This is a genomic window from Streptosporangium sp. NPDC049644 (genome assembly GCF_040675205.1).
In the GTDB taxonomy this organism is placed as follows: domain Bacteria; phylum Actinomycetota; class Actinomycetes; order Streptosporangiales; family Streptosporangiaceae; genus Streptosporangium; species Streptosporangium fukuiense.
This window is the reverse complement of sequence record NZ_JBFAOJ010000121.1, coordinates 1-25,121: the sequence shown is the minus strand read 5'-3', so window position 1 is coordinate 25,121 and position 25,121 is coordinate 1. Positions and strand designations below refer to the sequence as shown.

Genomic DNA, 25,121 nt, shown 5'->3' with positions numbered 1-25,121 from the left:
TATTGGTGGGACGGCCTGGACAAGATCCGCCTTGGTGAGGGCACCTTCGTGATCAACCTGCCGGAGATCTGGTGGGACGAGGACGACGGCTATCTTGTCACCGAAGAACGTCGGTGACAAGGGCGGCCCGCCCGCCGGTGCCGTTCCGCCTCCCGGGCGTCAGCTCACGCCGAGCAGGTCCACGACGAAGATGAGCGTCTCGCCCGGCTTGATGCGGTTACCCGCACCGGCGTTGCCGTAGCCGAGGTGCGGCGGGATGGTGAGACGGCGACGGCCGCCGACCTTCATGCCCGCGACGCCCTGGTCCCAGCCCGCGATGACCCGGCCCCCGCCCAGCGGGAACTGGAAGGCGTCGCCGCGGTTCCACGACGCGTCGAACTCCTCGCCCGTCGAGAAGGCCACGCCGACGTAGTGCACGGTGACCTGGTGCCCCGGCTTGGCCTCCGGGCCGTCCCCTACGACGATGTCGACGATCTCCAGTTCCGAGGGCGGGGCGCCTTCCGGAAAGTCGATCTCCGGCTTCTCCAGTGCCACGTGGTTCTCCTTGGTTGGATACGCGCCGGTCGATTTCCGACCGGCCGGACGACTCTACGGGGTCCGGCGCCGCCACGAGAGCCACGGGGGCGGGATGGCTCCCGCGTCGTCCTTCGGGGAGGGACCGTGGAGACAAGGCGCACGGGATTCACCACCGGAGTAACGGCGCGCGTGGGCATGGCGGGACGAGTCGTCGGGCCACCTGGTCCATCTGGTCCACGGTCGGCGGCATCCACGCCGCGGGTGGCCGGCGACGGGTGGAGCCCTGTCGAGAGTCGTTGGGGAGCGCTCTCTGGTTGAGAGAGTGACCCGGCCCGCGAGGAGTGTCAAGGGTCTGGAGCGGCATCGCGGAACACGATGGAAACGCGACCTTAATGTGACCTTTCTTTGTGGGAGCGCTCCATCCATCGCTAAATCTAACTCTTAAACATGTTTGACCTGGGAAAACGCCTCGGAGTCCGGGAGGGTGCTTTTCGAGAAAAGCCGACTTCAGGGCTCGGGTCGGCATTCGAAGGGGCCGTTGACAGGCAACCCCGTTGGCGTCAATCTGCTCAGGGAGCGCTCTCTCCATGATCATTTATGAGGACCCTGGGAGGGTTCCATGCGTAAGTCACGCCACCGGTTCCTCGCCCCGATGGTCGCCGTCTCCGCCCTGGCCCTGGGCCTCACCGCCTGCGGCGGCGGCGACAGCGGCGGTACCACCGCAGACGGTGGGGCGGCCTCCCGGCCGGCCGAGAAGATCAAGCTGACCGTCGGACTGTTCAGCGACTTCCACTTCGCGCCGTTGTACGAGGAGTTCAAGAAGACCCACCCCAACGTGGAGATCGTGGAGCGCCGCGCGCAGTTCAACGACCACCACACCAACCTCATCACGCAGCTCACCACCGGCGCGGGTGCCGCGGACGTGGTCGCGGTCGAGGGCGGCTACATCGGTGCCTTCACCCCCGTGCCCGACAAGTTCCACAACCTCAAGGAGTACGGTCTGGACTCGCGCCAGAGCGAGTACCTCGACTGGAAGTGGAACCTGGGCGTCTCCAACGACGGTTCCTCGCTCATCGGGCTGGGCACCGACGTCGGCGGCCTGGCCATGTGTTACCGCCCCGACCTGTTCAAGAAGGCCGGCCTGCCCACGGGCCGCGACGAGGTGTCGGCGCTCTGGCCCACGTGGGACGCCTACGTCGAGACGGGCAAGAAGTTCGTCGCGGCCAAGGTGGAGGGCGCCAAGTTCACCGACGGCCCTGGAGAGCACTTCCGTGCCATGGTCGAGCAGGCCCCCGTCGGGTTCTATGACGCCCAGTACAACATCGTCGCCGCCACCAACCCCGAAGTGCGCAAGGCGTTCGACACGGGCGTGAAGATGATCGACAACGGTCTCTCCGCCAACCTCGCGGCCTTCTCACCGCCGTGGAACACCGGAATCGCCAAGGGCACCTTCGCCACCATGGTCTGCCCGGCCTGGAAGACCGGCACGATCAAGGACCAGAAGCCCGGTGAGGGCACCTGGGACATCGCCGCGGTGCCCGGTGGCGGCGGCAACCAGGGCGGCACCCACCTGGTGCTGCCCAAGCAGGGCGAGCACCCCAAGGAGGCGGCGGAGCTGATCAACCTGCTGACCAGCAAGGAAAGCCAGATCAAGCTCTTCAAGGAGGCCAGTGCGCTGCCCTCGCTGCCCGCCCTGTACGACGACCCGGCGGTGTCCGAGTACGTCAACCCGTACTTCGGCAACGCGCCGATCGGCAAGATCTTCACCGATGCCGCCAAGGCGCTCAAGCCGCAGCCCGTCGGTCCCAAGGCCGGTGACGTCCTGAAGGCGATCGGCGACGGTCTCCAGCGGGTCGACCAGGGCAAGCAGAACCCCGAGGAGGCCTGGAAGCAGGCGATCGAGGACGTCGGCAGGATCAAGTAGCCGCCCCTTCGGCCGACTGGTCTCGCACCGGTCGGCCACCTGCCTGCCGTCCACATGAGCCGTACGCCGCTCTTCCCCAGCGAATCATCGAAAGGAGCTGCCATGGCCACTCGGGCACCCGATCGCCTGGCGGCTGTCCCGGCGGGCAAGCCGACGGGGCCTCGCCGCCGCCTCCAGCGCCACCTGGTCCACCAACTCGACGTCAAAGGCTCGCCGTACGCGTACGTGGCCCCGTTCTTCCTGCTGTTCTCCGCCTTCGGGCTGTTCCCCCTGGCCTACACCGCCTGGGTGAGCCTGCACGAGTGGACGCTGCTCCGGGACGAGCAGCCCTTCGTCGGCCTGGAGAACTTCAGGACGCTGCTCGCCGACGACTACTTCTGGAACGCCACCTTCAACACCCTGTCCATCGGGGTGCTGTCCACGGTTCCGCAACTGCTGCTGGCCATCTGGCTGGCCCACCTGCTGAACCGGCCGTTGCGGGCGCAGACCTTCTTCCGCATCACGCTGCTGCTGCCCAACGTGACCAGCGTGGTCGCGGTGGTGGTCATCTTCAGCCAGCTCTTCGGCCGCGACTTCGGCATGATCAACTGGATGCTGTCGCTGTTCGGCGTCGACGGTGTCGCCTGGAACGAGGGCGTGCTGAGCTCCCACGTCGCCATCTCCATCATGATCATGTGGCGGTGGACGGGCTACAACGCGCTGATCTTCCTGGCGGCCATGCAGGCCGTGCCGCGTGAGCTGTACGAGGCGGCCACCCTCGACGGCGCGAGCGACATGACCCAGCTCCGCAGGATCACCGTCCCGATGATCAGGCCCACGATCGTCTTCGTCGTCATCACCTCGACGATCGGCGCCATGCAGATCCTCGCCGAGCCGCTGCTGTTCGGCTCCTACATGATCACCGGAGGGGCGGACCGGCAGTACCAGACGCTCTCGCTGTTCATCTACGAGAACTTCACCAAGCTCGACTTCGGCTACGCCTCGGCCATCTCCTGGATGATGTTCGTCTTCATCGTCCTGGTCGCCGGCGTCAACTACCTGATCACCCGCCGCGCGAAGGGAGGGCTGACGTGAGCGCCCGCACCGCCGTCTCCGGAACCCGGCGCTCCGAGGCCGCCCGCAGGCTCACCTATCTCACGCTGGCGGCGGTGGCGTTCTTCTCCATGCTGCCGCTCTACTACAGCATCGTGGTGGCCTCCCGCGACAACGCGGCCCTGGCCGACGTCCCGCCGCCGCTGCTGCCCGGCGGCAACTTCTTCGCCAACGTCGCCCGCGTCTTCGACACCGTCCCCTTCGCCCTGGCGATGGTCAACTCCGTCCTGGTCTCCGGCTCCGTCGCGATCGCGGTGATGTTCTTCTCCACGCTGGCCGGGTTCGCCTTCGCCAAGCTGCGCTTCCGCGGCCATAACGCCCTGCTCCTGCTCACCGTGGCGACCATGATGGTGCCGACCCAGCTCGGCATCATCCCGCTGTACATGCTGATGGTGAAGCTGGAGTGGACCGGCACCATGTACGCGCTGATCGTGCCCGCGCTCGTCAACGCGTTCGGCGTGTTCTTCATGACCCAGTACCTGTCCCGGGCACTGCCGACCGAACTGCTCGAGGCAGGCCGGGTCGACGGCTGCAGCACCTGGGGCCTGTTCTGGCACGTCGTGCTTCCGGCCGCCCGCCCGGCGGCGGCGGTGCTGGGCATGCTCACCTTCATGTCCGTCTGGAACGACTACTTCTGGCCGCTGGTCGTGCTGACCCCGGAGGATCCGACGGTGCAGGTCGCCCTGTCCACGCTGGCCAGTGGATACGTCAACGACTACGTGCTCGGCCTGGCGGGCACCACGCTCGGCACCCTGCCGCTGATGCTGGTGTTCGCTCTTCTCGGTAAACAGATCATCGGAGGAATCATGCAGGGAGCGGTGAAAGGATGACCGTCGTCGGCACTCGGGGGGCCACCCTTACGGAGGGGCGTGCGGACTTCCCCACCGGTTTCGTCTGGGGCGCGGCCACCGCGTCCTACCAGATCGAGGGGGCGGCGCAGGAGGACGGCCGCGGGCCCTCGATCTGGGACACCTTCTCGCGCACCCCGGGCAAGGTCGCCGGGGGCGACACCGGCGACGTGGCGTGCGACCACTACTTCCGTCACGCCGACGACGTCTCGCTGATGAGCGAGCTGGGCCTGGCGGCGTACCGGTTCTCGGTGGCCTGGCCCAGGGTCCAGCCGCACGGGAGCGGCGCTGTCAACGCGCGGGGCCTGGACTTCTACAGCCGCCTGGTGGACCGGCTGCTGGAAGCGGGCATCACGCCGTACGTCACCCTCTACCACTGGGATCTTCCGCAGGCGCTGGAGGACGCGGGGGGGTGGCCCGAGCGCGACACCGCCTACCGGTTCGCCGAGTACGCGGCGGCCGTGTACGCGCGGCTGGGGGATCGCGTCCACAACTGGACGACCCTCAACGAGCCGTGGGTGGCGGCCTTCCTCGGCTACGGCAACGGGGTGCACGCGCCCGGCAGGACCGACCCCGCGGCGGCCTTCCGCGCGGCCCACCACATGCTGCTGGCACACGGGCTGGCGGCACGGGCGCTCCGCGAGGCGGGCGCACGAGAGATCTCGCTGGTCCTCAACCTGTCGCCGGTGATCACCCCGGCTCAGGTGGCCGATCCGGGGGCCGCGCCCTCGGAGGCGGACGCGGAGGCGGTCGGCCGGATCGACACCCTGCTGACCAGGCAGTTCATCGACCCTGCGGTGCGCGGGGAGTATCCCGCCGAGTTCCTCGACATCGTCGGGCGCAACGGGGGCGTCGAGCACATCCGGGACGGCGACCTGGCGATCATCAACCAGCCGATCGACCTGCTGGGGATCAACTACTACAACCCATGCGTGGTGGAGTCGGGTCCGGGACGGGCGGCCGACGCGGCGTGGCCGGGCAGCGAGGACATCAGGTTCTGCCCGGTGGACGGCGTGCCGGCCACCGCGATGGGCTGGCCGGTCGTGCCGAACGGGCTCTCCCGCCTGCTGGTGCGGCTCTCCGACGACTACCCGGAGGTCGGCCTGATCATCACCGAGAACGGCGCGGCATTCGACGACGCCGTGGAGGACGGCCGCGTCCACGACGCGCGCAGGACCGACTATCTGGACGGCCACCTGCGCGCCGTGCACGCCGCGATCGCGGACGGGGCGGACGTGCGTGGTTACCTGCTCTGGTCCCTGCTGGATAATTTCGAATGGGCCGAGGGGTACCGGCGGAGGTTCGGGATCGTACATGTCGACTTCGCCACCCAGCGGCGCCTGCTCAAGGACAGCGCGCTCTGGTATCGCGAGGTCATCGCGCGCAACGGACTGTAGGGGAACACATGAAACGACCCACCCTGGAGGCGGTCGCCGCCCGTGCCGGGGTCTCCCGGTCGACAGTCTCCCGGGTGGTGAACGGCCAGACCACGGTCACCGCCGACATCCGAGAACTGGTCATGCGCGCGGTGAACGAGCTCGGCTACGTGCCCAACGGGGCGGCGAGGAACCTGGCGACCCAGCGGACCAACTCGGTCGCGCTGGTCGTCTCGGAGTCGCCGAACCGGGTGTTCTCCGACGACCCGATGTTCTCCACGGTCATCCGCTCGGCCAGCCTGGAGCTGGAGGCCGTCAACAAGCAGGTCGTGCTGCTGCTGGCCGGGTCGCCGGAGAGCCACGCCCGGGTGGAGAACTACATAGCCGGCGGTCACGTCGACGGCGTCATGCTTGTGTCGAGCCACGGCGCCGACCCGCTGCCGGTCGCGCTCACCCGGCTGCGCGTCCCGGTCGTCTCCTACGGCAGGCCGGCCGTGCCGGTCGCGATGCCGTACGTCGACAACGACAACGTCGCCGGCGCGGCCACCGCCGTGCGGCACCTGCTGGAGCAGGGCAGGCGGCGCATCGCCACCATCGCGGGACCGCTGGACATGATCGGAGGCCAGGACCGGCTGGCCGGGTACCGCGAGGTGCTCCGCGACTCCGACCGCCGCTCCATCATCGCGGTCGGCGACTTCACCCGGGAGTCCGGGGCGGTCGCGATGCGGCAGCTGCTCGCCGACGACCCGGAGCTCGACGCGGTCTTCGCCGCCAACGACCTGATGGCGATCGGCGCCATGCACGCACTCCGCCAGGCGGGGCGGCAGATCCCCGGGGACGTCGCGATCGTCGGTTACGACGACATAGAGGCCGCCCGCTACACCGACCCGCCGCTCACGACCATCCACACCCCGCACGCCGAGCAGGCCGCGGCCATGGTCCGCCTCCTGCTCGGCCTCCTCGACGGGGGGCCCGCCGAGACCGTGATCGTCGCCACCGAGCTGGTCGTCAGGGCGTCGTCGTAGACCCCCGGACGACCAGTTCGGTGGGGAGCATCACCTGTGCCTTCTCCTCCAGGTCGAGCACCATGCGGGCGAGCCTCCGCCCCATCTCGACGGTCGGCTGCCTGACCGTGGTCAGCGGGGGTTCGGTGTAGGACGCGGCGGGGATGTCGTCGAAGCCGACCACCGCGACGTCGCCGGGGACCTGCCGCCCCGCCTGGCGCAGGGCCGTGAGCGCGCCCAGTGCCATCAGGTCGTTGGCCACGAACACCGCGTCGAGCTCCGGGTCGTCGGCGAGCAGCTGCCGCATCGCCGACGTACCCGACTCGCGGGTGAAGTCGCCGACCGCGACGATGGAGCGGCGGTCGGAGTCACGCAGCACGGCGCGGTAGCCGTTGAGCCGGTCGATCCCGGCGATCATGTCCTGCGGTCCCGCGATGGTGGCGATCCGGCGGCGCCCCTGCTCGACCAGGTGCCGCACCGCGCGCTCGGCACCGCCGACGTTGTCCATGTCCACGTACGGCAGGCTGCTGGGCACGCTGGGCCGGCCGCTGCACACCACCGGCACGCCGCGCCTGGCGAGGACGCCGGGCAGCGGGTCGGTTCCGTGCATCGAGGCGATGATCACGCCGTCCACGTGGCCGTTGGTGGCGTAGCGCTCGACCCGCTGGTAGCCGCCGGCCAGGCCGGTGAGCATCAGCACGAGCTGCTTGTCGGCCTCCTCGATCTCCATGCTGACCCCCCGGATGATCCCGGAGAAGGTGGGGTCCTCGGAGAAGACCCGGGTCGCCGGTTCGGGGAAGACGAGGGCGATCGAGTCGGCCCGCTGGGTGACCAGGCTCCGCGCCGCCTGGTTGGGCACGTAGCCCAGTTCGTCCACGGCGCGGTTGACCGCCTCGCGTATCTCCGGCGCCACGCGCGTGGAGCCGTTGACCACGCGGGAGGCGGTCGCCCGGGACACACCGGCCCGGGCGGCCACCTTCTCCAGGGTTGGTCGGGCCCTCACAGTCCGTTCCGGCGTACTACCTTGCTGTACCACAGGGCGCTGTCCTTGGGGGTACGGCGTTGGGTTCCGTAATCGACGTGTACGACGCCAAAGCGTTTGCGGTACCCTTCGGCCCACTCGAAGTTGTCCAGCAGGGACCAGACGAGGTAACCGCGTAGGTCCGCACCACCCTCGATGGCCGCGTGCGCCGCGCGCAGGTGCCCGTCGAGATAGGAGAGGCGGCCGACGTCGTGCACCTCGCCGTCCTCGACGACGTCGTCGTAGGCGGCGCCGTTCTCGGTGATGATCAGTGGGGTGCCCGGATAGTCGCGCGAGAGCCGCAGGAGCAGATCGGTCAGGCCGAACGGCTGGACCGGCCAGCCCATCGCGGTCTTCGGCGCGTCGGCGAGACCGAAGGCGATGCCCTCGCTGCCCGGGTAGACGGGGTTGGCGGGCTCACCGGTGCGGGCGGCCACGGTCTGCGGGTGGTAGTAGTTCACGCCCAGCAGGTCGATCGGCCGGCTGATGGTCTCCAGGTCCCCGTCCCGCACGAAGGACCAGTCGGTGAAACGGCGGGCCCGCTCCACGACGTCGGCGGGATACTCGCCGCGGAGCACCGGGTCCAGGAAGATCCGGTTCTGCAGGCCGTCGACAAGCTCGGTAGCCGCGACGTCGTCGCCGAGCACGGGGGCGAGGTTGAGCGTGATGCCGACCTTGGTGGCGCCGGAGGCGCGCAGTGCCTGGACGGCCAGGCCGTGGCCGAGCAGCAGGTGGTGGGTGGCGGCGAAGCCCAGCGCGGGCTCGGCGAGGCCGGGGGCGTGGATGCCCGAGGCGTACCCGAGGAAGGCCGAGCACCAGGGCTCGTTCAGGGTGGTCCAGGTCTCGACCCGGTCACCCAGCCGGCCGTGCGCGATCGCGGCGTAGTCGGCGAAGTGCGCGGCGGTCTCCCTGTTGGTCCAGCCGCCGAGATCCTCCAGGGTCTGCGGCAGGTCCCAGTGGTAGAGCGTCACGATCGGGGTGATGCCCGCGCCGAGGAGTTCGTCGACGAGGCGGTCGTAGAAGTCCAGACCGCGCGGGTTCACCGGGCCCGAGCCGTCGGGCTGCAGGCGGGGCCAGGAGATGGAGAAGCGGTAGGCCGCGAGGCCGAGGTCGCGCATGATGGCGACGTCCTCGGGATAGCGGTGGTAGTGGTCGCACGCGACGTCACCGGTGTGGCCCGAGTAGACCTTGCCAGGGGTCCGGGAGAAGGTGTCCCAGATCGAGGGCCCCCTGCCGTCGTCCCGGGCGGCGCCCTCGATCTGGTAGGCCGCGGTCGCGGCACCCCAGACGAAGCCCTCGGGAAACCTCAGCACGCCGGAGTCCCGAAGGTCGTAGGACTTTTCGGCGGACATGGTCATGTCCTCACCGTCCCATTCTGTGTGGCTGTTTCGTGAGAGCGCTCTCACGAGCATCACGGTATCGCACGGATCGTGTCAAGAAAAATGAGACTGTAACCGTAATATCACAGTTCTTGACATTGTGTGGTGTGCGGACAATTCTTCCAGAGAGCGCTCTCTCACTCCCCGGCAATGTACATATGGAGGAAGGTCCATGTCGCTCCTCTCTCGGCCCAATCGTGCCGTCCTGGTGGCGGGCACCATAGGGCTGGCGCTGGTCGCCACCGCATGCGGATCCACGGAGGCCAAGCCATCGGCGGGCGGCGGCAGCAGCACGTCCCCCGAATGCGCCGCCTTCAGCCAGTACGGCAAGCACGAGGGCAAGACCGTCAGCATCTACTCGCCGATCCGCGACGTGGAGGCCGACCTCTTCGAACAGGCGTGGAAGCCGTTCGCCACGTGCACCGGAATGAAGATCACCTACGAGGGCACCGGCGAGTTCGAGGCCCAGATCCAGGTCCGCGCGGACGGCGGCAACCCCCCCGACATCGCCTTCTTCCCCCAGCCGGGCCTCCTGGAGCGCTTCGCCAAGGCCGGCAAGCTCAAGCCCGCCTCCGAGGAGGTCAAGAAACTCACCGCCGAGGGCTGGTCGGAGGACTGGGCCAAGTACGCCACGGTCGACGGCACCTTCTACGGCGCCCCGCTGGGCGCCAGCGTGAAGTCCTTCGTGTGGTACTCGCCGAAGATGTTCACCGAGAAGGGCTGGGCCGTCCCCAAGACCTGGGACGAGCTCATGACGCTCAGCACCACGATCGCCGGCACCGGCGTCAAGCCGTGGTGCGCGGGCATCGAGTCCGGTGACGCGACCGGCTGGCCGGCCACCGACTGGATCGAGGACATCCTGCTCCGGGAGATCGGCCCCGAGGGGTACGACGACTGGGTGGCCCACAAGCTGGCCTTCAACGACCCCAAGGTCGTCGCGGCGGTGGACAAGGTCGGTGCGATCCTCAAGAACGACAAGTTCGTCAACGGCGGCTACGGCCCGGTCAAGTCGATCGCCAGCACCGCCTTCCAGGAGGGCGGCGTCCCGATCACCCAGGGCAAGTGCGCCCTGCACCGCCAGGCGTCCTTCTACGCCAACTTCTGGCCCGAGGGCACCAAGGTCGCCGAGGACGGCGACGTGTTCGCCTTCTACCTGCCGGGCAACGACCCGGCCAAGAAGCCGGTGCTCGGCGCGGGCGAGTTCGTGGCGGCCTTCGCCGACCGTCCCGAGGTCCAGGCGGTCCAGGCCTACCTGGCCTCGGCCGAGTTCCCCACCGCCCGCATGAAGCTGGGCACCTACGTCACCGCCCGCAAGGGCGTCGACCCGGCCAACGCCCAGAACCCGATCGACAAGCTCTCCATGGAGATGCTGCAGGACCCGAGCACGATCTTCCGCTTCGACGGCTCGGACCTGATGCCGGCCGCGGTGGGCGCGGGCACGTTCTGGAAGGGCATGACCGACTGGATCAACGGCAAGGACACCAAGACGGTCCTCGACTACATCGAGGCCTCCTGGCCCAAGTCCTGACATAACTCGATAGGTCCGGTCCCGCGGCCCGCGGGACCGGACCGTCGTCCCCCCGGCCCGATCCTCCCGGGAGATCCTCCGATGGACTTCGACTTCGCCGCCGAACTGCCCAAACTCGTCCAACTGCTGATCGGCGTCGCCGCGTTCCTGGTGGTGGTCGCGGTGATACTGGTGCTGGTCGACCGCGCCCCGATGCGCCGGCGCGCCTGGACCCACGCCACCATCCTGCTGCTGCCCGCACTCCTGCTGCTCATCATCGGCCTGGTCATCCCGGCCGTGCGGACCACCCTGCTGTCGTTCATGAGCGGTGACGGCCAGCAGTGGGTCGGCATGGACAACTACGGCTGGATGTTCACCCAGCCGGAAGCGGTGACCGTACTGCGCAACACCCTGATCTGGGTGCTGCTCGTCCCGCTGCTCGTGACCTCGGTCGGTCTGGTCTACGCCGTCCTGGTGGACCGCACCCGCTTCGAGGCGCTCGCCAAGTCGCTGGTCTTCCTGCCGATGGCGATCTCCTTCGTCGGCGCGGGCATCATCTGGCGCTTCGTCTACGCCTACCGTTCCGAGGAGCAGGACCAGATCGGCCTGCTCAACCAGCTCGTGGTCGCCTTCGGCGGCGAGCCGCAGCAGTGGCTCCAGGAACCGCCGATCAACACGCTCTTCCTGATCGTGGTCATGGTCTGGATCCAGGCGGGCTTCGCCACCGTGGTGCTCTCGGCGGCCATCAAGGGCATCCCCGCCGAGATCGTCGAGGCCGCCAAGCTGGACGGGGCCACCCCGCTGCAGATGTTCTTCAGGGTGACGCTGCCCTCCATCCGCTCGGCCATCGTCGTCGTGGCGGTCACCCAGTCGATCGGCACGCTCAAGCTGTTCGACATCGTCCGCACCATGACCGGCGGCCAGTTCGACACCAGCGTCATCGCCAACGAGATGTACAACCAGGCCTTCAGGTACGGCGAGACGGGCAAGGGCGCGGCCCTCGCGGTCTTCCTGTTCGTACTGGTCACCCCGATCGTGATCTACCAGATCCGCCAGCGCAGGGAGGCCCTGAGGTGACCGGGCGATCAGGCTGCGCGAGCACGCCCCGGACGGAGGAGGCCACGTGGCCACGTTGACCCAGACCGCGGTGCGGACCCGGGTGGAGAACGCGCCGCAACGCGTACGGCGGCGGTTGAGCGGCCGGGCCGCCAGTGCCGTCGCGATCGTCATCGCCGTCCTGTGGACCACCCCGACCTTCGGCCTGCTGCTCTCCTCGCTGCGCCCGGAGGACCAGATCAAGACCACCGGCTGGTGGACGTTCTTCTCCGATCCGCAGCTCACGCTGGAGAACTACCAGCAGGTCCTGTTCGGTACCTCCTCGTCGTCCGGCCAGATGATGAGCTTCCTGATCAACTCGGTGGTCATCACGATCCCGTCGGTGCTCTTCCCGCTGGCGCTGGCCACCTTCGCGGCGTACGCGCTGGCCTGGCTGCCGTTCCGCGGGCGTGAGTGGATCTACATCGGCATCTTCGCGCTGCAGATCGTGCCGCTGCAGATGTCGCTCGTACCGCTGCTGTCGTTCTTCTCCGAGGGCGTGGCCGTCTTCGGCGTCCAGCTGCTGCCGGCCTGGGACCTGGAGGGGCCGGCCCGCTTCGTCCAGGTCTGGTTCGCGCACACCTGCTTCGCGCTGCCGCTGGGCGTCTTCCTGCTGCACAACTTCATGTCCGAGCTCCCCGGCGAGCTCATGGAGGCGGCCAGGGTGGACGGGGCCAGCCACGGGAAGGTGCTGCGCACGATCGTGCTGCCGCTGGTCGGGCCCGCGCTGGCGACCTTCGCCATCTTCCAGTTCCTCTGGGTCTGGAACGACCTGCTGGTGGCCCTGATCTTCGCCGGCGGCACTCCGGACAGCGCGCCGATGACCGTACGCCTGGCGCAGATGGCCGGTACCAAGGGCAACGAGTGGCAACGCCTGACCTCGGGCGCGTTCGTCTCGCTGGTCATCCCGCTGATCGTCTTCCTGTCGATGCAGCGCTACTTCGTCCGTGGCCTGCTCGCCGGCAGCGTCAAGGGCTGAACGGCCCCGGGCTCTCGGCGGCCTGTCTCCGGTACGTCCCGGGTGCCCGGGACGTACCGGGTGTGCCTCAGGAGCGGGGTGGTTCCGGCGCGGCCGGCCGGGTGTCGGGAGAGGTCACCTTCGAGGGGACCGGGTGCTCCGCGGCGTTCGGCCGCGGCGGGGCGAGCCGGTCCTCGGTACCCGGCGGCGTGCCGGCGGGGGCGTCCGATGCAGGAGCGTCAGGGGCGGGGGTGACCGGCCCGGCCGGGGGCGGAGCCGGGGTGGCCGGCTGCGCGGAGAGGCCGGGGGTGACCGGCTGCGGGGGGAGGTTGGAGGTGACCGGGCGGCCGGAGAGGCCGGGAGCGGTCGGCTGCGGGGGGATGTCCGTGGTGAGCGGCTGCGCGGGGGTGGCGTGGCCGGGGGCGGTGGTCTGCGCGGCGGCGGGGTCGTACATACCGGCCGACGGCGGGACCTCCACGACGACGGTGTCGGCCGGACCGGGGAGCGACGACTCCAGGATGGCGCGGGCGTGGTCCAGGTGCGAGGCCGTGACCAGCACGTCGTAGCGGCCGGCGACGATCGCGCTGCGCGAGGCGAAGTCCCGCTTGCCGCGGGTGAAGACGTGGTTGATGAACCCGAACGCGGCGCCCATCACGGCGCCCCACAGCGCGGCCCAGAGCACGAGCACGATGAACGACAGCGTGGTCGAGGTGAACAGTCCGAGGAACATCCCGACCACGGCGCCGAAGGCCGCGCCGCTGCCCGCTCCGGTGAGCGCGGCCCGGCCGTTGGTCACCCTGCCGGTGACGGTCTCCTCGAGTTTCAGGTCGCTGCCGACGATCGCCACGTTCTCGACGGGGAAGCCCGCGTCGGAGAGCCCGTCCACGGTTCGCTGCGCCGCGAGGTAGTTGTCGTAGCCTGCCAGGACCCTCCGGTCCACCACGACCTGCGTGTCCAGGCCGGTGGGCGTCTCGTTCATGGGTGCTCGCCTTTCGGGGGTGGGGGACGACTCGACGGTCCGACTACCCCGTGGCGGCGACAGGATGCGCGCCCGCATCGGCATCTTGCCGCGAGGTGGGGGAGTCCAGGCGGCGGCGCGGCACGGGCCCGGTGGTGACCACCGGTGCGGGCGAGGGCGTCCCGGGAGGGGTGGACGCCGCGGGGACGGCGGCGCCTCACCCCGGCGGGTGGGTCACCAACTCTGGTGGAGCGGCATGCCCTCGGTGTAGCCGGACGCGCTCTGCACACCGATCACCGCGCGCTCGTGGAACTCCTCCAGCGTGGAGGCGCCCGCGTAGGTGCACGAGGAGCGCAGGCCGGCCACGATGGCGTCGATCTGGTCCTCGACGCTGGGCATGGCCGGGTCGAGGTACATCCTGGAGGTGGAGATACCCTCCTCGAACAGTGCCTTGCGGGCCCGCTCGAAGGGGGAGTCCTCGGCGGTGCGCAGCATCACCGCGCGGGCCGAGGCCATCCCGAAGTTCTCCTTGTACTTGCGCCCGTCGGGAGCGGTACGGGTGTCGCCGGGCGACTCGTAGGTACCGGCGAACCAGGAGCCGATCATCACGTTGGACGCTCCGGCGGCCAGGGCCAGGGCCACGTCGCGGGGGTGGCGGACGCCTCCGTCGGCCCACACGTGGCGGCCCAGCCTGCGGGCCTCGGCGGAGCACTCCAGTACGGCGGAGAACTGCGGGCGGCCCACACCGGTCATCATCCGGGTGGTGCACATGGCCCCGGGGCCGACGCCGACCTTCAGGATGTCGGCTCCCGCGTCGACCAGGTCGCGCACGCCCTCGGCGGTGACGACGTTGCCCGCCGCGACGGGTACGCCGGGGTCGAGCGCGCGGACCGCCCGCAGGGCACTGATCATCTTCTCCTGGTGGCCGTGGGCGGTGTCCACCACCAGGCAGTCCACCCCGGCGTCGAGGATCTCCTTGGCCCTGGCGGCCACGTCGCCGTTGACGCCGACGGCTGCGGCGACGCGGAGCCTGCCCGAGGCGTCGACCGCGGGCTGGTACAGGGTGGCGCGCAGCGCGCCGGTCCTGGTCAGGATGCCGACCAGCCGGCCGTCGCCGTCCACGACCGGGGCGAGCCGGTGGCGGCCCTCGTGAAGGCGGTCGAAGACCTCGCGCGGGTCGAGCCCGGTGGGCAGGGTGAGCAGGTTGTCGGACATCACCCGGGAGAGCTGCGTGTACATGTCCACGCCGGAACAGTCGCCCTCGGTGACCACGCCGACCGGGCGGTTCTCCCAGTCGACGACGATGATCGCGCCGTGGGCCCGTTTGGGCAGCAGGTTGAGCGCCTCGCCGACGGTGTCGTGCGGGGTGAGCGTCAGCGGTGTGTCGTGGACCAGGTCGCGCTTTTTGACCCAGTCGACGACGCCTGCGACCACGTCGATCGGGATGTCCTGCGGGATCACGGTGATGCCGCCCCGGCGCGCGACGGTCTCGGCCATCCGCTTTCCCGCCACGGCCGTCATGTTGGCGACCACGATGGGGATGGTGGTCCCGGTGCCGTCCCTGCTGGAGAGATCGACGGCGAGCCGTGAGCCGACTGAGGAGAGCGACGGCACCATGAACACGTCGCTGTAGGTCAGGTCGTAGGCCGGTACCGACTCATTAAGAAATTTCACGTTATTCCACCTTATCCCGCGAATTGCCAGAGGTGAACGTTCCCCCTTTCCGTGCTCTCCAAGAGGATCCAGCAGGTCGGAGCGGAGGCTAAGATCCGGTTTGGGTGAGTAAGTGGGTGGCCCATGAGGAGGCGTTGTGATCCTGGTTGATCGGCCCGAGATGCTCGTAGTAGGCCATGCCGTACGAACATCCAACGCCGACGAGGCGGAGCCGGGTCGGGGGAGGCTCCGCGCGCTGTGGGCGAGGGCGGGGGCCCCCGGGGCCTTCGCGCACGTGCCGGGACGGGTCGACGAGAACATCTACGCCGTGCTCACCGACTACGAGAGCGATCACCACGGCGCCTACACCCAGATCGTCGGGGTCGCCGTGCGCAGTGCCGCGGCGCTGCCCGAGGGCATGGTGGCGGTACGGGTGCCGGGGGTGCCCTCGCTGAAGCTTGAGGCCAGAGGGCCGATGCCGGACTCGCTGACCGAGGAGTGGCAGCGGCTGTGGAAGCACACCGAGTCGGGGGGAACCCCGCCGAGGGCCTTCACCACCGATGTGGAGGTGCACCACCCCGGGGGGACGGACATCTACGCGGCGGTCCTGTCCCCGATGCGCTGAGCGACCCGGCGCGGCTCCCGGCAACACCTACGACGAAAAGCGGCACGTCTATGACAGACGTGCCGCTGGTGAGGTGGCCGGGGAGGGCAGGGTCAGCGGGATTTCAGGACGGCAGGGGAGGAGCGCTCGCCGAGGGGGCGCGTTCAGCGGGGTTCCAGGACGATCGGGAAGGAGGTGACCCCCCGGACGAAGGCGTTGGGCAGGATGCGCGGGCCCCGCTCGTCCGCCCGGGCGGCCGAACCGATCCGGCGGACGAACTCCTCGAAGAAGATCCGCAGTTCCAGCCTGGCCAGTGCCGCCCCCAGGCAGAAGTGGGTGCCGAGACCGAAGGCGATGTGGCCGCCGCCGGGACGGGTCACATCGAAGACGTCCGGATCCGTGAAGACCGAGGGGTCCCGGTTGGCGGAGCCGTACATCAGCAGGACCTGGCCGCCCGCGGGGATCCGCCGGCCGTGCAGGACCGTGTCGCGGGTGGCGCTCCGGCACATGTTGAGGACCGGGGTGGTCCAGCGGACGAACTCCTCGACGGCGTTCCCGATCAGCGAGGGGTCCTCGCGCAGCATCCGCCACTGCTCGGGGTGGTCGATCAGCGCGCCGATGGCGGTGGCGATGACGGTCCTGGTGGTCTCGGCGCCCCCGTCGAGCAGCAGCAGCGCCTCGTTGGCCAGGTGGTCGTCGTCGTAACCGGCCTCCCGGCTCCAGATCGACGTCAGGTCGTCGCGCGGGCAGCCGCGCCGCTCGGCGGCCAGCTCCAGGACGGCGATGGCGAACTCCCCGGCGGCGACGGCGGCCTCATGAGTGACATAGCGCAGGCCGCCCCCGGCCGCGACCGTCGTCTCCGACCAGTGCACCAGCTCCGGCCAGCGTTCCTCGGGGAAGCCGAGCAGCCAGCCGATCATCCGGCCCGGCAGCGGCGCGGCCAGCGCGGGCACGGCGTCCACGGCACGCCTCTCCAGCGCCTCGTCGATGAGTTCGGTGACGACGGCGCGTATCCGGCCGGCGTACCGCTCCGCCACGTGGCGCGGGGTGAAGCGCCGGTAGACCAGGCGTCGGCGTTCGGCGTGCTCCGGGTCGTCCATCCCGATCATCGACGGGTCGCTGGGGAGCTGTGGCCGGTAGCCGCCCGCGTTGGACCACAGTTTCGGATCGCGCTCGATCGCCGAGATGTCGGCATGCCGGGAGACACCCCACAGCGCGTTCTCCGCGTCGTGATAGACCGGCGCGTGCTCGCGCAGCCAGGCGTACACCGGTCCCGGGTCACCGGCGTACATGTCACCGTCGAGCAGGTCGATCCCGGCGGCACCGGGCGACGCGGGCGCCGCTGCGACGCGGCGCCCGATCTCCTGGCCCACCTCTGAGAACGGACCGGTCATCGAAGATCCCTCCCGCGTCCTTCGAGGCGTCCCGGGAGGGAGGCGGGGCCGCAGGCGCCCGCCGCGGCGTGAATGGCGTGATCAAGCATGGTCAGCTCCGGAACATCGGGTGATTGTGCCGAGCCGCCCGATCGGTCGCGCCAACGCGTCCGGGCGAGGTCGTGTCGTCGTCGGATGGGCGGCCCCGCGCCGCCGGGGTTCAGTCCTCCGGCCTCCACAGGGGTTCGGGGATCTCGAAGCCCACGTCCTGGCCCCACCGGTTGCGGTAGCTCACCTCGTGCACCGGGCGGCGGGGCGCGACGCCCCATCGTCCGGTCGGGTAGCCGAAGGTGACCGTGGCGGCCAGGCTCCAGCCCTTGCCTTCGGGCACGCCGAGCACCCGCAGCGTCTCCTCCGCGTGGAAAAGGCCGAGCACGCTGGTCAGCGCGCTGCCCACGCCGTGGGCGCGGGCGGCCAGCTGCGCGTTCCACACCGCGGGGAAGATCGAGCCGCCGGACGGGTCGTTGCGGTTGAACGCGAACAGGAGCAGCGGATAGCCCTCGAAGTGGTCGGCCAGATGCTTCGCCGAGTTCAGGACGTTGAGCGTCCGGGTGTCGCCCTCGGCCTCGGCCCTCTCCCGCATCGGGCGGTAGTGGCCCTCGAAGAGCTGTCCGAGCGCGTTCCGGTAGAGCGGCCCGAGCCGCTCCTTCACCGCGAGGTCGTCGACCAGCAGGAAGCGCCAGCTCTGTACGTTGCCGCCGCTGGGCGCGCGGACCGCGGCGTCCAGGATGCTTCGCTGGACCTCCTCGGGGATCGGGTCCGGCTTGACCCGGCGCATCGCCCTGGTCGTGTAGAGAGCCTCGAAGACGTCCATCAGGCCAGCACCCCCGCTTCGCGCAGTTCTGCCGCGGTCTCGTCGGACAGGCCCCAGGAGGTCAGATCCGCCAGCCGGGTGGCGGGGGAGAGGTCCTGCTCCTCCACCCCGAGCAGGCGTGGCGCGGGGGCGGGCTGCCGGATGCCGCCGACCTCGACGAAGGTGCCCCTGGCCTTGTTGTGCGGATGTTCGGCGGCCTCACCCACCTCCAGGACGGGGGAGACGCACGCGTCGGAGCCGTCGAAGACCGCCTCCCACTCGGCGCGGGTCCTTGACCGGAAGGCCTCGGCCAGCCGCTCGCGAAGCGCGGGCCACTGCTCTCTGTCATTGCGGTCGGGCAGGTCCTCAAGCCCCATCAGCGTGACCATCTCCGCCCAGAACTGTGGTTCCAGCGGGCCGACGGCCAGATGTCCGCCGTCGGCGGTCTCGTAGGTGTCGTACATCGGCGCGCCGGTGTCGAGCAGGTTCGTGCCGCGCGGGCCCCAGAAGCCGGTCTGCACGCCGTGGTAGAACATCGCGAACAATGTCGCCGCGCCGTCCACCATGGCGGCGTCGATCACCCGGCCCTCGCCGGTCCGCTCCCGCTCGATCAGCGCGAGCAGCACGCCGTACGCGAGCATGAGGCCGCCCCCGGCGAAGTCGCCGAGGATGTTGATCGGCGGGGTGGGACGCTCGCCCTCGCGGCCGAGCATCGACAGCACGCCGGAGATGGCGATGTAGTCGATGTCGTGCCCGGCGGTCGGCGCGAGCGGGCCGTCCTGGCCCCAGCCGGTCATCCGCCCGTAGACCAGGCGCGGGTTGATCGCGTGCAGGTCGTCGGGGCCGATGCCGAGGCGTTCGGCGACCCCGGGCCGGAAGACCTCGATGACCACGTCGGCATGGCGGGCCAGCTCCTTGAACGCGGCCACCCCCTCGGGGGACTTCAGGTCCAGGCCGACCGTTCTCTTGCCCCGGTCCATCACGTCGGCGCGCGGGCTGTCCCCCGCCTTGGCGACGACGCTCGCGCGCTCGACGCGCAGCACCTCGGCTCCATGGTCGGCGAGCATCATCCCGGCGAACGGCCCGGGAGCCAGCCCCGCCAGTTCGAGCACGCGGACTCCGGCCAGTGGGCCCTTCCTGGTCACGCGCTCCATCGATATTCTCCTCAGATGCGGTATCGACTCTAGTCCGGTACGGCGAACACAAGCAAGCGCTTGGTGTTGTGCGCGGCCGTTCCCTCCGCCCAAGTAGAACAACATTCGGCTTTCTGTGGCAAGACACATCGCGAGGAGTCGCGTGGCGCCCGCACGCGTATGGGAAACTTGCGCCTTCGCCGAATGGGACCTAGGGGTTTTGCGATGACATATCCGCACAGTGAACGGGTGGTCGCTGGGCGCTATCGGCTGCTGCGGGAGCTCGGCAGGGGCGGCATGGGCGTCGTCTGGGAGGGCTACGACACCCTCCTCAATCGCTCGGTCGCCGTCAAGGAGGTGCTCCTGCCGCCCAACCTCTCCCCGGCCGAGCACCAGCTCCAGCTGACCCGTACCTCCCGCGAGGCCAGGACCGCGGCCCGGCTCAACCACCGGGGCATCGTGGCGATCTACGACGTGGCGGAGCAGGACGGTCGCCCCTGGATCATCATGGAGCTGGTCAGGGCCCGCGGGCTGGACGAGGTCGGTCTGCTGCCGGTGCGCCAGGTCGCGGACATCGGCCGACAGGTCCTCTCGGCCCTGCGCGCGGCGCACGAGGCCGGGATCCTGCACCGCGACGTCAAGCCCAGCAACATCCTGCTGGAGGCCGACGGCCGCGCGGTGCTCTCCGACTTCGGCATCGCCACCATCGAGGGCGACACCTCGCTGACCCAGACCGGCATGGTGACGGGCTCGCCGAGCTTCCTGCCGCCCGAGCGCGCCACCGGCACCGACGCGGGCCCCTGGTCCGACCTGTGGGCGCTCGGCGCCACCCTCTACGCGGCACTGGTCGGGCACGGCCCCTTCGAGCGCCGAGACGCCATCGCCACCCTCGGCGCGCTCCTCACCGAGGAGCCCGACTTCGGCAGGGTGCCCCTGGAGATGCGCGCGGTGCTCACCGGCATGCTCCAGCGCGAACCCGCCCACCGGCTGACCGCCCAGCAGGCCGACGCCATGCTGGCGGAGGTCCTTGACGACCCGTCGGCCGCGGCCCGGCGCACCGGAGAGAGCGCGATCCACCGTACGGGACGGACCGGTGAGAATCCGCGCGGCGGCGGAGGGCGGGACAGGCGCGAGACCGAGACCTCGCCCGCGTCCGGCCGCCGGCGCGGCGGGGGGCGGGGTGGCGGCCGGATCCCGCTGGTCCTGGCGGCCGTCGTGCTGCTGGCCGCCGGTGGCGCCGTCGCGGCCGTGGCGATGTCCCAGCCGGAATCGCGGCCGGTGGCGCGCGCCGAGCCCGCTCCCTCGGAGACGACGCCCGAACCGGAGGAGGAGACCAGGTCTCCGACGCCCACCCCGAGTCCCACCCCCACTCCCACCAGGACCAGAGCGGTGGTGTCCAGCGGAGGGTTGAAGGTGTGGCGGGCCCGTCCGCCGGAGAACTGGTCCATCAGCTATCCGGTCGGCTGGAACGGCGACTGGGCGGCCGAGACGGGCTACACCCAGTGGCTGCGCCGGGACGGGGCCGCCCACCTGTCGGTGGAGGTGTTGGAGGCGAACGCCGACGGTCTGGACTCCCTGCAGGAGACCGTCAAGGAGAACGTGGCCCAGTGGAGCGAGATCCACTCCGAGGACACGGCGAAGATCCCCCTGGCCTACGGCTCCGGACTTCAGTGGGAGTTCACCTGGAGCATGAAGGACAACGGCGGAGCCCCCTGGGCCACGGCCGGGGTGACCTACCACGAGGTGCAGCGTTTCATCGAGGTGGGCGATACGGTGATGCTGCTCAGCTGGACCACCCACGACGACGACTGGGATGCCCAGCGACCCCTCATGAACCGAGTGTTCGGCAGTTTCCACCCCCGCGGAGGCGAGTGACATGACCTGGAAGGTGCTCGCGCTGCCACCGCTCCCCGAGGGGGCGGTGCGCAACCTGCTCGGCTCGCTGGGTGACCGGGTCGCGGTGTCGGTCCCCCCGGCCCGTGACCGGGAGTCGCTGCTCGCCGCGCTCGGCGAGGCCGAGATCGTGGTCGGCGACTGGAGCGGCGAGCTCGTCCTGGACGCCGAGGCGGTCAGGTCCGCCCCGAACCTGGCGTTCGTGCAGCAGCCGTCGGTGGGCGTGGACGGCCACGACCTCGCCGCGCTCGCCGCGGCCGGTGTGCCGCTGGCCAACACCGCGGGGGTGAGCGCGACGGGGGTGGCCGAGTGGTGCTTCGCGGCCGCGCTCGCACTGTCGCGGCGGCTGCTGGAGGCCGACGCCGCGGTCCGCGCCGGCCGCTGGCCGCAGCTGGATCTGGGGCCCACCGAACTGCACGGCTCGCGCGTCGGCATCGTCGGCTTCGGCCCGATCGGCGAGACCTGCGCGCGGATGTTCGCCGCCTACGGGTGCGAGGTCTCCTACTGGACGCGCACGCCGCGCGAGGTGCCCTACACCTACCGGGGGCTCGCCGAGCTGGTCGCGAACTCCCAGGTCCTCGTCCTGGTCATCCCGCTGGTGGAGGGGACCAGGAAGCTGATCGACCCGTCCCTGATGCCCGCGGGCGCGCTGCTCGTCAACGCGGCCCGGGGGCAGGTCGTCGACTCGGCGGCGCTGCTGTCGGCCCTGGAGTCGGGGCACCTGGGTGGCGCCGCGCTCGACGTGTTCGACACCGAGCCGCTGCCGCCGGACGATCCGCTGCGGAGCAGTCCCAGGGTCCTGCTCTCGCCCCATGTGGCGGGGGTGACCCCGCAGTCGACCGGCCGCCTGATCAGGTGTGTGCTGGACAACCTGGAGGCCGCGATCGACGGCCGCCCGGTGACGAACGTGGTCAACGGGGTCGATCCGGTGGTCGGTCGCAGGTTCCTGGAAGGGCGGTCGTAGAGTTTCCCAGTGTTTAACGCGCCCCGCCTGGTTCCGGAGACATCCGAGATATAACGTGCCTAGGGGCGATCTTTCCAACGATGGTGATGGGGGTGATTACCGTGCGACAGATGACAGAGATGTCGGCGCACCGGCAAGCGGTGGAGCAGATCAGGGATTCCTACGCCGCCATTCCCGGCGACGCGGTGCCCCGGCTCTCCAAGGCCACCACGAACCTGTTCCGCTTCAGGGAGGGCACCCGGTCGGCGAAGCTTTCCGCCAGGGACCTGGACCAGGTCATCGCGGTCGATCCGGAGACGATGACCGCCGAGGTCCAGGGGATGACCACCTACGAGCACCTGGTGGACGCCACGCTCGCCCACGGGCTCATGCCGTACGTGGTGCCGCAGCTGAAGACGATCACGCTGGGCGGGGCGGTGACGGGGCTCGGCATCGAGTCCACCAGTTTCAGGGACGGATTGCCGCACGAGTCGGTGGAGGAGCTGGAGATCCTCACCGGCGACGGAAGAATCGTCGTGGCCCGTGACGACAACGAGCACCGCGACCTGTTCCGGGCGTTCCCCAACTCCTACGGCACGCTTGGCTACGCCCTGCGGATCCGGATCAAGCTCAAGCCCGTCCAGCCGTACGTCAGGCTGACCCACATCCCGTTCGGGGACGCCGACAAGTGCATGCTCGCGATGCGCGAGATCTGCGACAGCGGCGAGTACGAGGGCGAGCGCGTCGACTTCGTGGACGGCACGTTCTTCGGTCCGAGCGAGCTCTACATCACCGTGGGGCGCTTCGCCGAGCGTGCTCCGTACCTGTCCGACTACACCGGGATGCGCATCTACTACCGATCGATCCAGACCAGGACCCGCGACTGGCTGACCGTCCGCGACTACCTGTGGCGCTGGGACACCGACTGGTTCTGGTGCTCGCGCGCCTTCGGCGTGCAGACCGCGCTGGTGCGTTCCCTGATGCCGCGTAAGTGGATGCGCTCGGACGTCTACCGCAAGCTCGTGGGCCTTGACCGCAAGTACGGGGTGATCGCCAGGATCGACCGCTGGCGCGACCTGCCGGTACAGGAGTCGGTCATCCAGGACATCGAGGTGCCCGTCGAGCGCGGTGCCGAGTTCCTGAGCTTCTTCCACGACAAGGTCGGGATGGCGCCGGTCTGGATGTGCCCGCTGAGGTCCGAGGGCGAGTGGCCGCTCTATCCACTGGAGCCCGGCCGGCTGTACGTCAATTTCGGCTTCTGGGGAACGGTCCCGTTGCCCAGGGGGCAGTTCGACGGTTACCACAACCGTCTCATCGAGAACCGGGTCCACGAACTGGACGGCCATAAATCGCTGTACTCCACTTCGTTCTACCCGGAGGATGAATTCTGGCGGTTTTATAACGGAACCGCCTATTGGCCGGTCAAGCGGGCATACGACGGGGGTGGCCGGTTGCTCGACCTCTACGACAAGTGTGTTCGGGGGCGTTAAGAGAGGTTGATTCTGTGTTGCTTGCAGAGATCTTCGAAAAGGTGATGGGCCCTGAGGCGGATGTGCGCTTCGTCGCCTACGACGGCAGTAAGGCCGGTCCGGCCAGCGCCGACATCAGCGTCGAGGTGAAGACCCCGGCGGCCGTCGCGTACCTGGCACAGGCCCCCGGAGAGCTGGGACTGGCCAGGGCGTACGTGTCCGGCCACATCGATGTCCACGGGGACATGTACACGCTGCTCTCCCGGATGTGGTCGCTCACGGTCAACGACCTCCCGGTCGGGCAGAAGCTCGCGGCCGTCCGAGCCCTCGGGGTCCGTCCGCTGCTCACCCGGATGCCGCCGCCCCCGCAGGAGGTGCGGCGCAGCGTGCTCGCCCGGATGGGCAGCAGGCATGCCAAGCAGCGTGACGCCGAGGCGATTCACCACCACTACGACGTCTCCAACAAGTTCTACTCGTGGGTGCTCGGCCCGTCCATGGCCTACACCTGCGCGGTCTTCCCCGAGCAGGAGTCCACCCTGGAGGAGGCGCAGCTGGCCAAGTTCGAGCTGGTCGCCCGGAAGCTGGGCCTGAAGCCGGGGATGAGGCTGCTGGACGTCGGCTGCGGCTGGGGCGGCATGGTCATCCACGCCGCCCGTGAGTACGGGGTGAAGGGGCTGGGCGTCACCCTCTCGCGCCAGCAGGCCGAGTGGGCGCAGAAGGCCATCGCGGAGGCCGGTCTCGGCGAGCTCGCCGAGGTCCGGCACATGGACTACCGTGACGTGCCGGAGACCGGCTTCGACGCGGTCAGCTCGATCGGCCTGACCGAGCACATCGGCAAGGAGCAACTGCCCTTCTACTTTCGCTTCCTGTACGACAAGCTCGTCCCCGGCGGGCGGCTGCTCAACCACTGCATCACCCGGCCGACGGGCACCGAGAAGACCCTCAACGCCGGCGGCTTCATCAATCGCTACGTCTTCCCCGACGGGGAGCTGGAGTCGGTCGGCTACCTGGCCCGTCAGATCGAGGACACCGGTTTCGAGATCCGGCACGAGGAGAACCTGCGCGAGCACTACGCGCAGACCCTCCGCTACTGGTGCGCCAACCTCGACGAGCACTGGGACGAGGCGGTCGCCGAGGTGGGGGAGGGCACGGCGCGGGTCTGGCGTCTCTACATGGCGGCCTGCGTGGTCGGCTTCGAACGTAACAAGATCCAGCTCCACCAGGTCCTCGGTGTGAAGCTCGACTCCGAGGGCGCGGCCCACCTGCCGCTCCGCCCCTCACGCGACTGGCCCTGACCCTCTCGGGGCGCGCCCATGCAGGGCACCCCCGCGCGGAAGAAGCTCATAGGGGATGTTCCCGTACGAGACTCCGCGCGGGCGTGCCCGCGTGGTCGCGTTCACATTGGTTCAGCCGCCCTGGTCATCTCGTCCGAAACGGGTTCCGGGGGGGGGCGGGCCGGCCCGCGGGCGGCGACCCGCTGCGTTTGCGTCGGGGCGGGGGGGGGGGTGGCGGCCGCGCGCGG

General features: G+C 69.8%; 21 protein-coding genes. 13 read left to right on the top strand and 8 right to left on the bottom strand.

From position 1 onward, the window contains the following. Positions 1 to 159 precede the first annotated feature (159 nt). Positions 160 to 534, bottom strand: a complete 375-nt coding sequence (locus AB0J58_RS39385) for an FKBP-type peptidyl-prolyl cis-trans isomerase (protein WP_343980220.1) — start codon at positions 532 to 534, stop codon at positions 160 to 162. 601 nt (positions 535 to 1,135) lie between these two features. Here AB0J58_RS39385 and AB0J58_RS39380 point away from each other — a divergent pair. The 5 genes from AB0J58_RS39380 (at position 1,136) to AB0J58_RS39360 (ending at position 6,781) form a co-directional block, all read left to right on the top strand. Then, positions 1,136 to 2,440: an extracellular solute-binding protein gene (locus tag AB0J58_RS39380; protein WP_364225570.1), complete on the top strand. Its 1,305-nt coding sequence runs from the start codon at positions 1,136 to 1,138 to the stop codon at positions 2,438 to 2,440. Positions 2,441 to 2,542: 102 nt separating this feature from the next. After that, on the top strand, positions 2,543 to 3,514 hold the full coding sequence (locus AB0J58_RS39375; protein ID WP_364225567.1) for a sugar ABC transporter permease: 972 nt from the start codon (positions 2,543 to 2,545) through the stop codon (positions 3,512 to 3,514). Next, a complete protein-coding gene (locus tag AB0J58_RS39370; RefSeq protein WP_364225564.1) occupies positions 3,511 to 4,362 on the top strand; it encodes a carbohydrate ABC transporter permease in 852 nt (283 codons plus the stop codon). The genes AB0J58_RS39375 and AB0J58_RS39370 overlap by 4 nt, the downstream gene beginning before the upstream one ends. Further along, the gene (locus tag AB0J58_RS39365) at positions 4,359 to 5,777 is read left to right on the top strand and encodes a GH1 family beta-glucosidase (protein WP_364225561.1); all 1,419 of its coding nucleotides are present in this window, start codon (positions 4,359 to 4,361) and stop codon (positions 5,775 to 5,777) included. The genes AB0J58_RS39370 and AB0J58_RS39365 overlap by 4 nt, the downstream gene beginning before the upstream one ends. An 8-nt stretch (positions 5,778 to 5,785) precedes the next feature. Next, positions 5,786 to 6,781 carry a LacI family DNA-binding transcriptional regulator gene (locus tag AB0J58_RS39360; protein ID WP_364225559.1) on the top strand — a complete coding sequence of 332 codons (996 nt, stop codon included), beginning with the start codon at positions 5,786 to 5,788 and terminating at the stop codon, positions 6,779 to 6,781. Here the strand turns inward: AB0J58_RS39360 and AB0J58_RS39355 are convergent. Together AB0J58_RS39355 and AB0J58_RS39350 are read right to left on the bottom strand one after the other, a co-directional pair. Further along, positions 6,765 to 7,763, bottom strand: a complete 999-nt coding sequence (locus tag AB0J58_RS39355; protein WP_364225556.1) for a LacI family DNA-binding transcriptional regulator — start codon at positions 7,761 to 7,763, stop codon at positions 6,765 to 6,767. The genes AB0J58_RS39360 and AB0J58_RS39355 overlap by 17 nt on opposite strands. After that, on the bottom strand, positions 7,760 to 9,139 hold the full coding sequence (locus tag AB0J58_RS39350; protein WP_343980243.1) for a GH1 family beta-glucosidase: 1,380 nt from the start codon (positions 9,137 to 9,139) through the stop codon (positions 7,760 to 7,762). The genes AB0J58_RS39355 and AB0J58_RS39350 overlap by 4 nt, the downstream gene beginning before the upstream one ends. A gap of 193 nt (positions 9,140 to 9,332) precedes the next feature. On the opposite strand from AB0J58_RS39350, the gene AB0J58_RS39345 reads away from it, so the two are divergent. The 3 genes from AB0J58_RS39345 to AB0J58_RS39335 all read left to right on the top strand — a co-directional run bounded on the left by AB0J58_RS39345 (position 9,333) and on the right by AB0J58_RS39335 (position 12,741). Further along, the gene (locus AB0J58_RS39345) at positions 9,333 to 10,688 is read left to right on the top strand and encodes an ABC transporter substrate-binding protein (protein ID WP_343980247.1); all 1,356 of its coding nucleotides are present in this window, start codon (positions 9,333 to 9,335) and stop codon (positions 10,686 to 10,688) included. Between the two features lie 81 nt (positions 10,689 to 10,769). Then, the gene (locus tag AB0J58_RS39340; protein WP_343980250.1) at positions 10,770 to 11,744 is read left to right on the top strand and encodes a sugar ABC transporter permease; all 975 of its coding nucleotides are present in this window, start codon (positions 10,770 to 10,772) and stop codon (positions 11,742 to 11,744) included. 46 nt (positions 11,745 to 11,790) lie between these two features. Further along, the gene (locus AB0J58_RS39335; protein ID WP_343980253.1) at positions 11,791 to 12,741 is read left to right on the top strand and encodes a carbohydrate ABC transporter permease; all 951 of its coding nucleotides are present in this window, start codon (positions 11,791 to 11,793) and stop codon (positions 12,739 to 12,741) included. Positions 12,742 to 12,808: 67 nt separating this feature from the next. On the opposite strand, the gene AB0J58_RS39330 is transcribed toward AB0J58_RS39335, so the two are convergent. After that, positions 12,809 to 13,699, bottom strand: a complete 891-nt coding sequence (locus tag AB0J58_RS39330) for a general stress protein (RefSeq protein WP_364225553.1) — start codon at positions 13,697 to 13,699, stop codon at positions 12,809 to 12,811. A 213-nt stretch (positions 13,700 to 13,912) separates the two neighbouring features. Next, positions 13,913 to 15,352 carry a GuaB1 family IMP dehydrogenase-related protein gene (locus tag AB0J58_RS39325; RefSeq protein WP_364225551.1) on the bottom strand — a complete coding sequence of 480 codons (1,440 nt, stop codon included), beginning with the start codon at positions 15,350 to 15,352 and terminating at the stop codon, positions 13,913 to 13,915. 136 nt (positions 15,353 to 15,488) lie between these two features. On the opposite strand from AB0J58_RS39325, the gene AB0J58_RS39320 reads away from it, so the two are divergent. After that, positions 15,489 to 15,956, top strand: a complete 468-nt coding sequence (locus AB0J58_RS39320) for a GyrI-like domain-containing protein (RefSeq protein WP_364225548.1) — start codon at positions 15,489 to 15,491, stop codon at positions 15,954 to 15,956. 143 nt (positions 15,957 to 16,099) lie between these two features. On the opposite strand, the gene AB0J58_RS39315 is transcribed toward AB0J58_RS39320, so the two are convergent. From AB0J58_RS39315 to AB0J58_RS39305, 3 genes are all read right to left on the bottom strand, one after another. Beyond that, complete coding sequence (locus tag AB0J58_RS39315) at positions 16,100 to 17,329, bottom strand: cytochrome P450 (protein WP_364225546.1); 1,230 nt, start codon at positions 17,327 to 17,329, stop codon at positions 16,100 to 16,102. Positions 17,330 to 17,528: 199 nt separating this feature from the next. Beyond that, positions 17,529 to 18,182 carry a nitroreductase family protein gene (locus AB0J58_RS39310; RefSeq protein ID WP_364225544.1) on the bottom strand — a complete coding sequence of 218 codons (654 nt, stop codon included), beginning with the start codon at positions 18,180 to 18,182 and terminating at the stop codon, positions 17,529 to 17,531. Beyond that, the gene (locus AB0J58_RS39305; protein WP_364225541.1) at positions 18,182 to 19,315 is read right to left on the bottom strand and encodes a CaiB/BaiF CoA-transferase family protein; all 1,134 of its coding nucleotides are present in this window, start codon (positions 19,313 to 19,315) and stop codon (positions 18,182 to 18,184) included. Before AB0J58_RS39305 ends, AB0J58_RS39310 begins: the two co-directional genes overlap by 1 nt. A 204-nt stretch (positions 19,316 to 19,519) precedes the next feature. Here AB0J58_RS39305 and AB0J58_RS39300 point away from each other — a divergent pair, with 204 nt between their 5' ends. The 4 genes from AB0J58_RS39300 (at position 19,520) to AB0J58_RS39285 (ending at position 24,894) form a co-directional block, all read left to right on the top strand. After that, positions 19,520 to 21,169: a serine/threonine-protein kinase gene (locus AB0J58_RS39300; protein ID WP_364225538.1), complete on the top strand. Its 1,650-nt coding sequence runs from the start codon at positions 19,520 to 19,522 to the stop codon at positions 21,167 to 21,169. Position 21,170: 1 nt separating this feature from the next. Next, complete coding sequence (locus tag AB0J58_RS39295; protein ID WP_364225535.1) at positions 21,171 to 22,151, top strand: NAD(P)-dependent oxidoreductase; 981 nt, start codon at positions 21,171 to 21,173, stop codon at positions 22,149 to 22,151. Positions 22,152 to 22,261: 110 nt separating this feature from the next. Then, positions 22,262 to 23,620 carry an FAD-binding oxidoreductase gene (locus tag AB0J58_RS39290; RefSeq protein WP_343972536.1) on the top strand — a complete coding sequence of 453 codons (1,359 nt, stop codon included), beginning with the start codon at positions 22,262 to 22,264 and terminating at the stop codon, positions 23,618 to 23,620. A 14-nt stretch (positions 23,621 to 23,634) separates the two neighbouring features. Then, positions 23,635 to 24,894: a cyclopropane-fatty-acyl-phospholipid synthase family protein gene (locus tag AB0J58_RS39285; RefSeq protein WP_364225532.1), complete on the top strand. Its 1,260-nt coding sequence runs from the start codon at positions 23,635 to 23,637 to the stop codon at positions 24,892 to 24,894. Positions 24,895 to 25,121 lie beyond the last annotated feature (227 nt).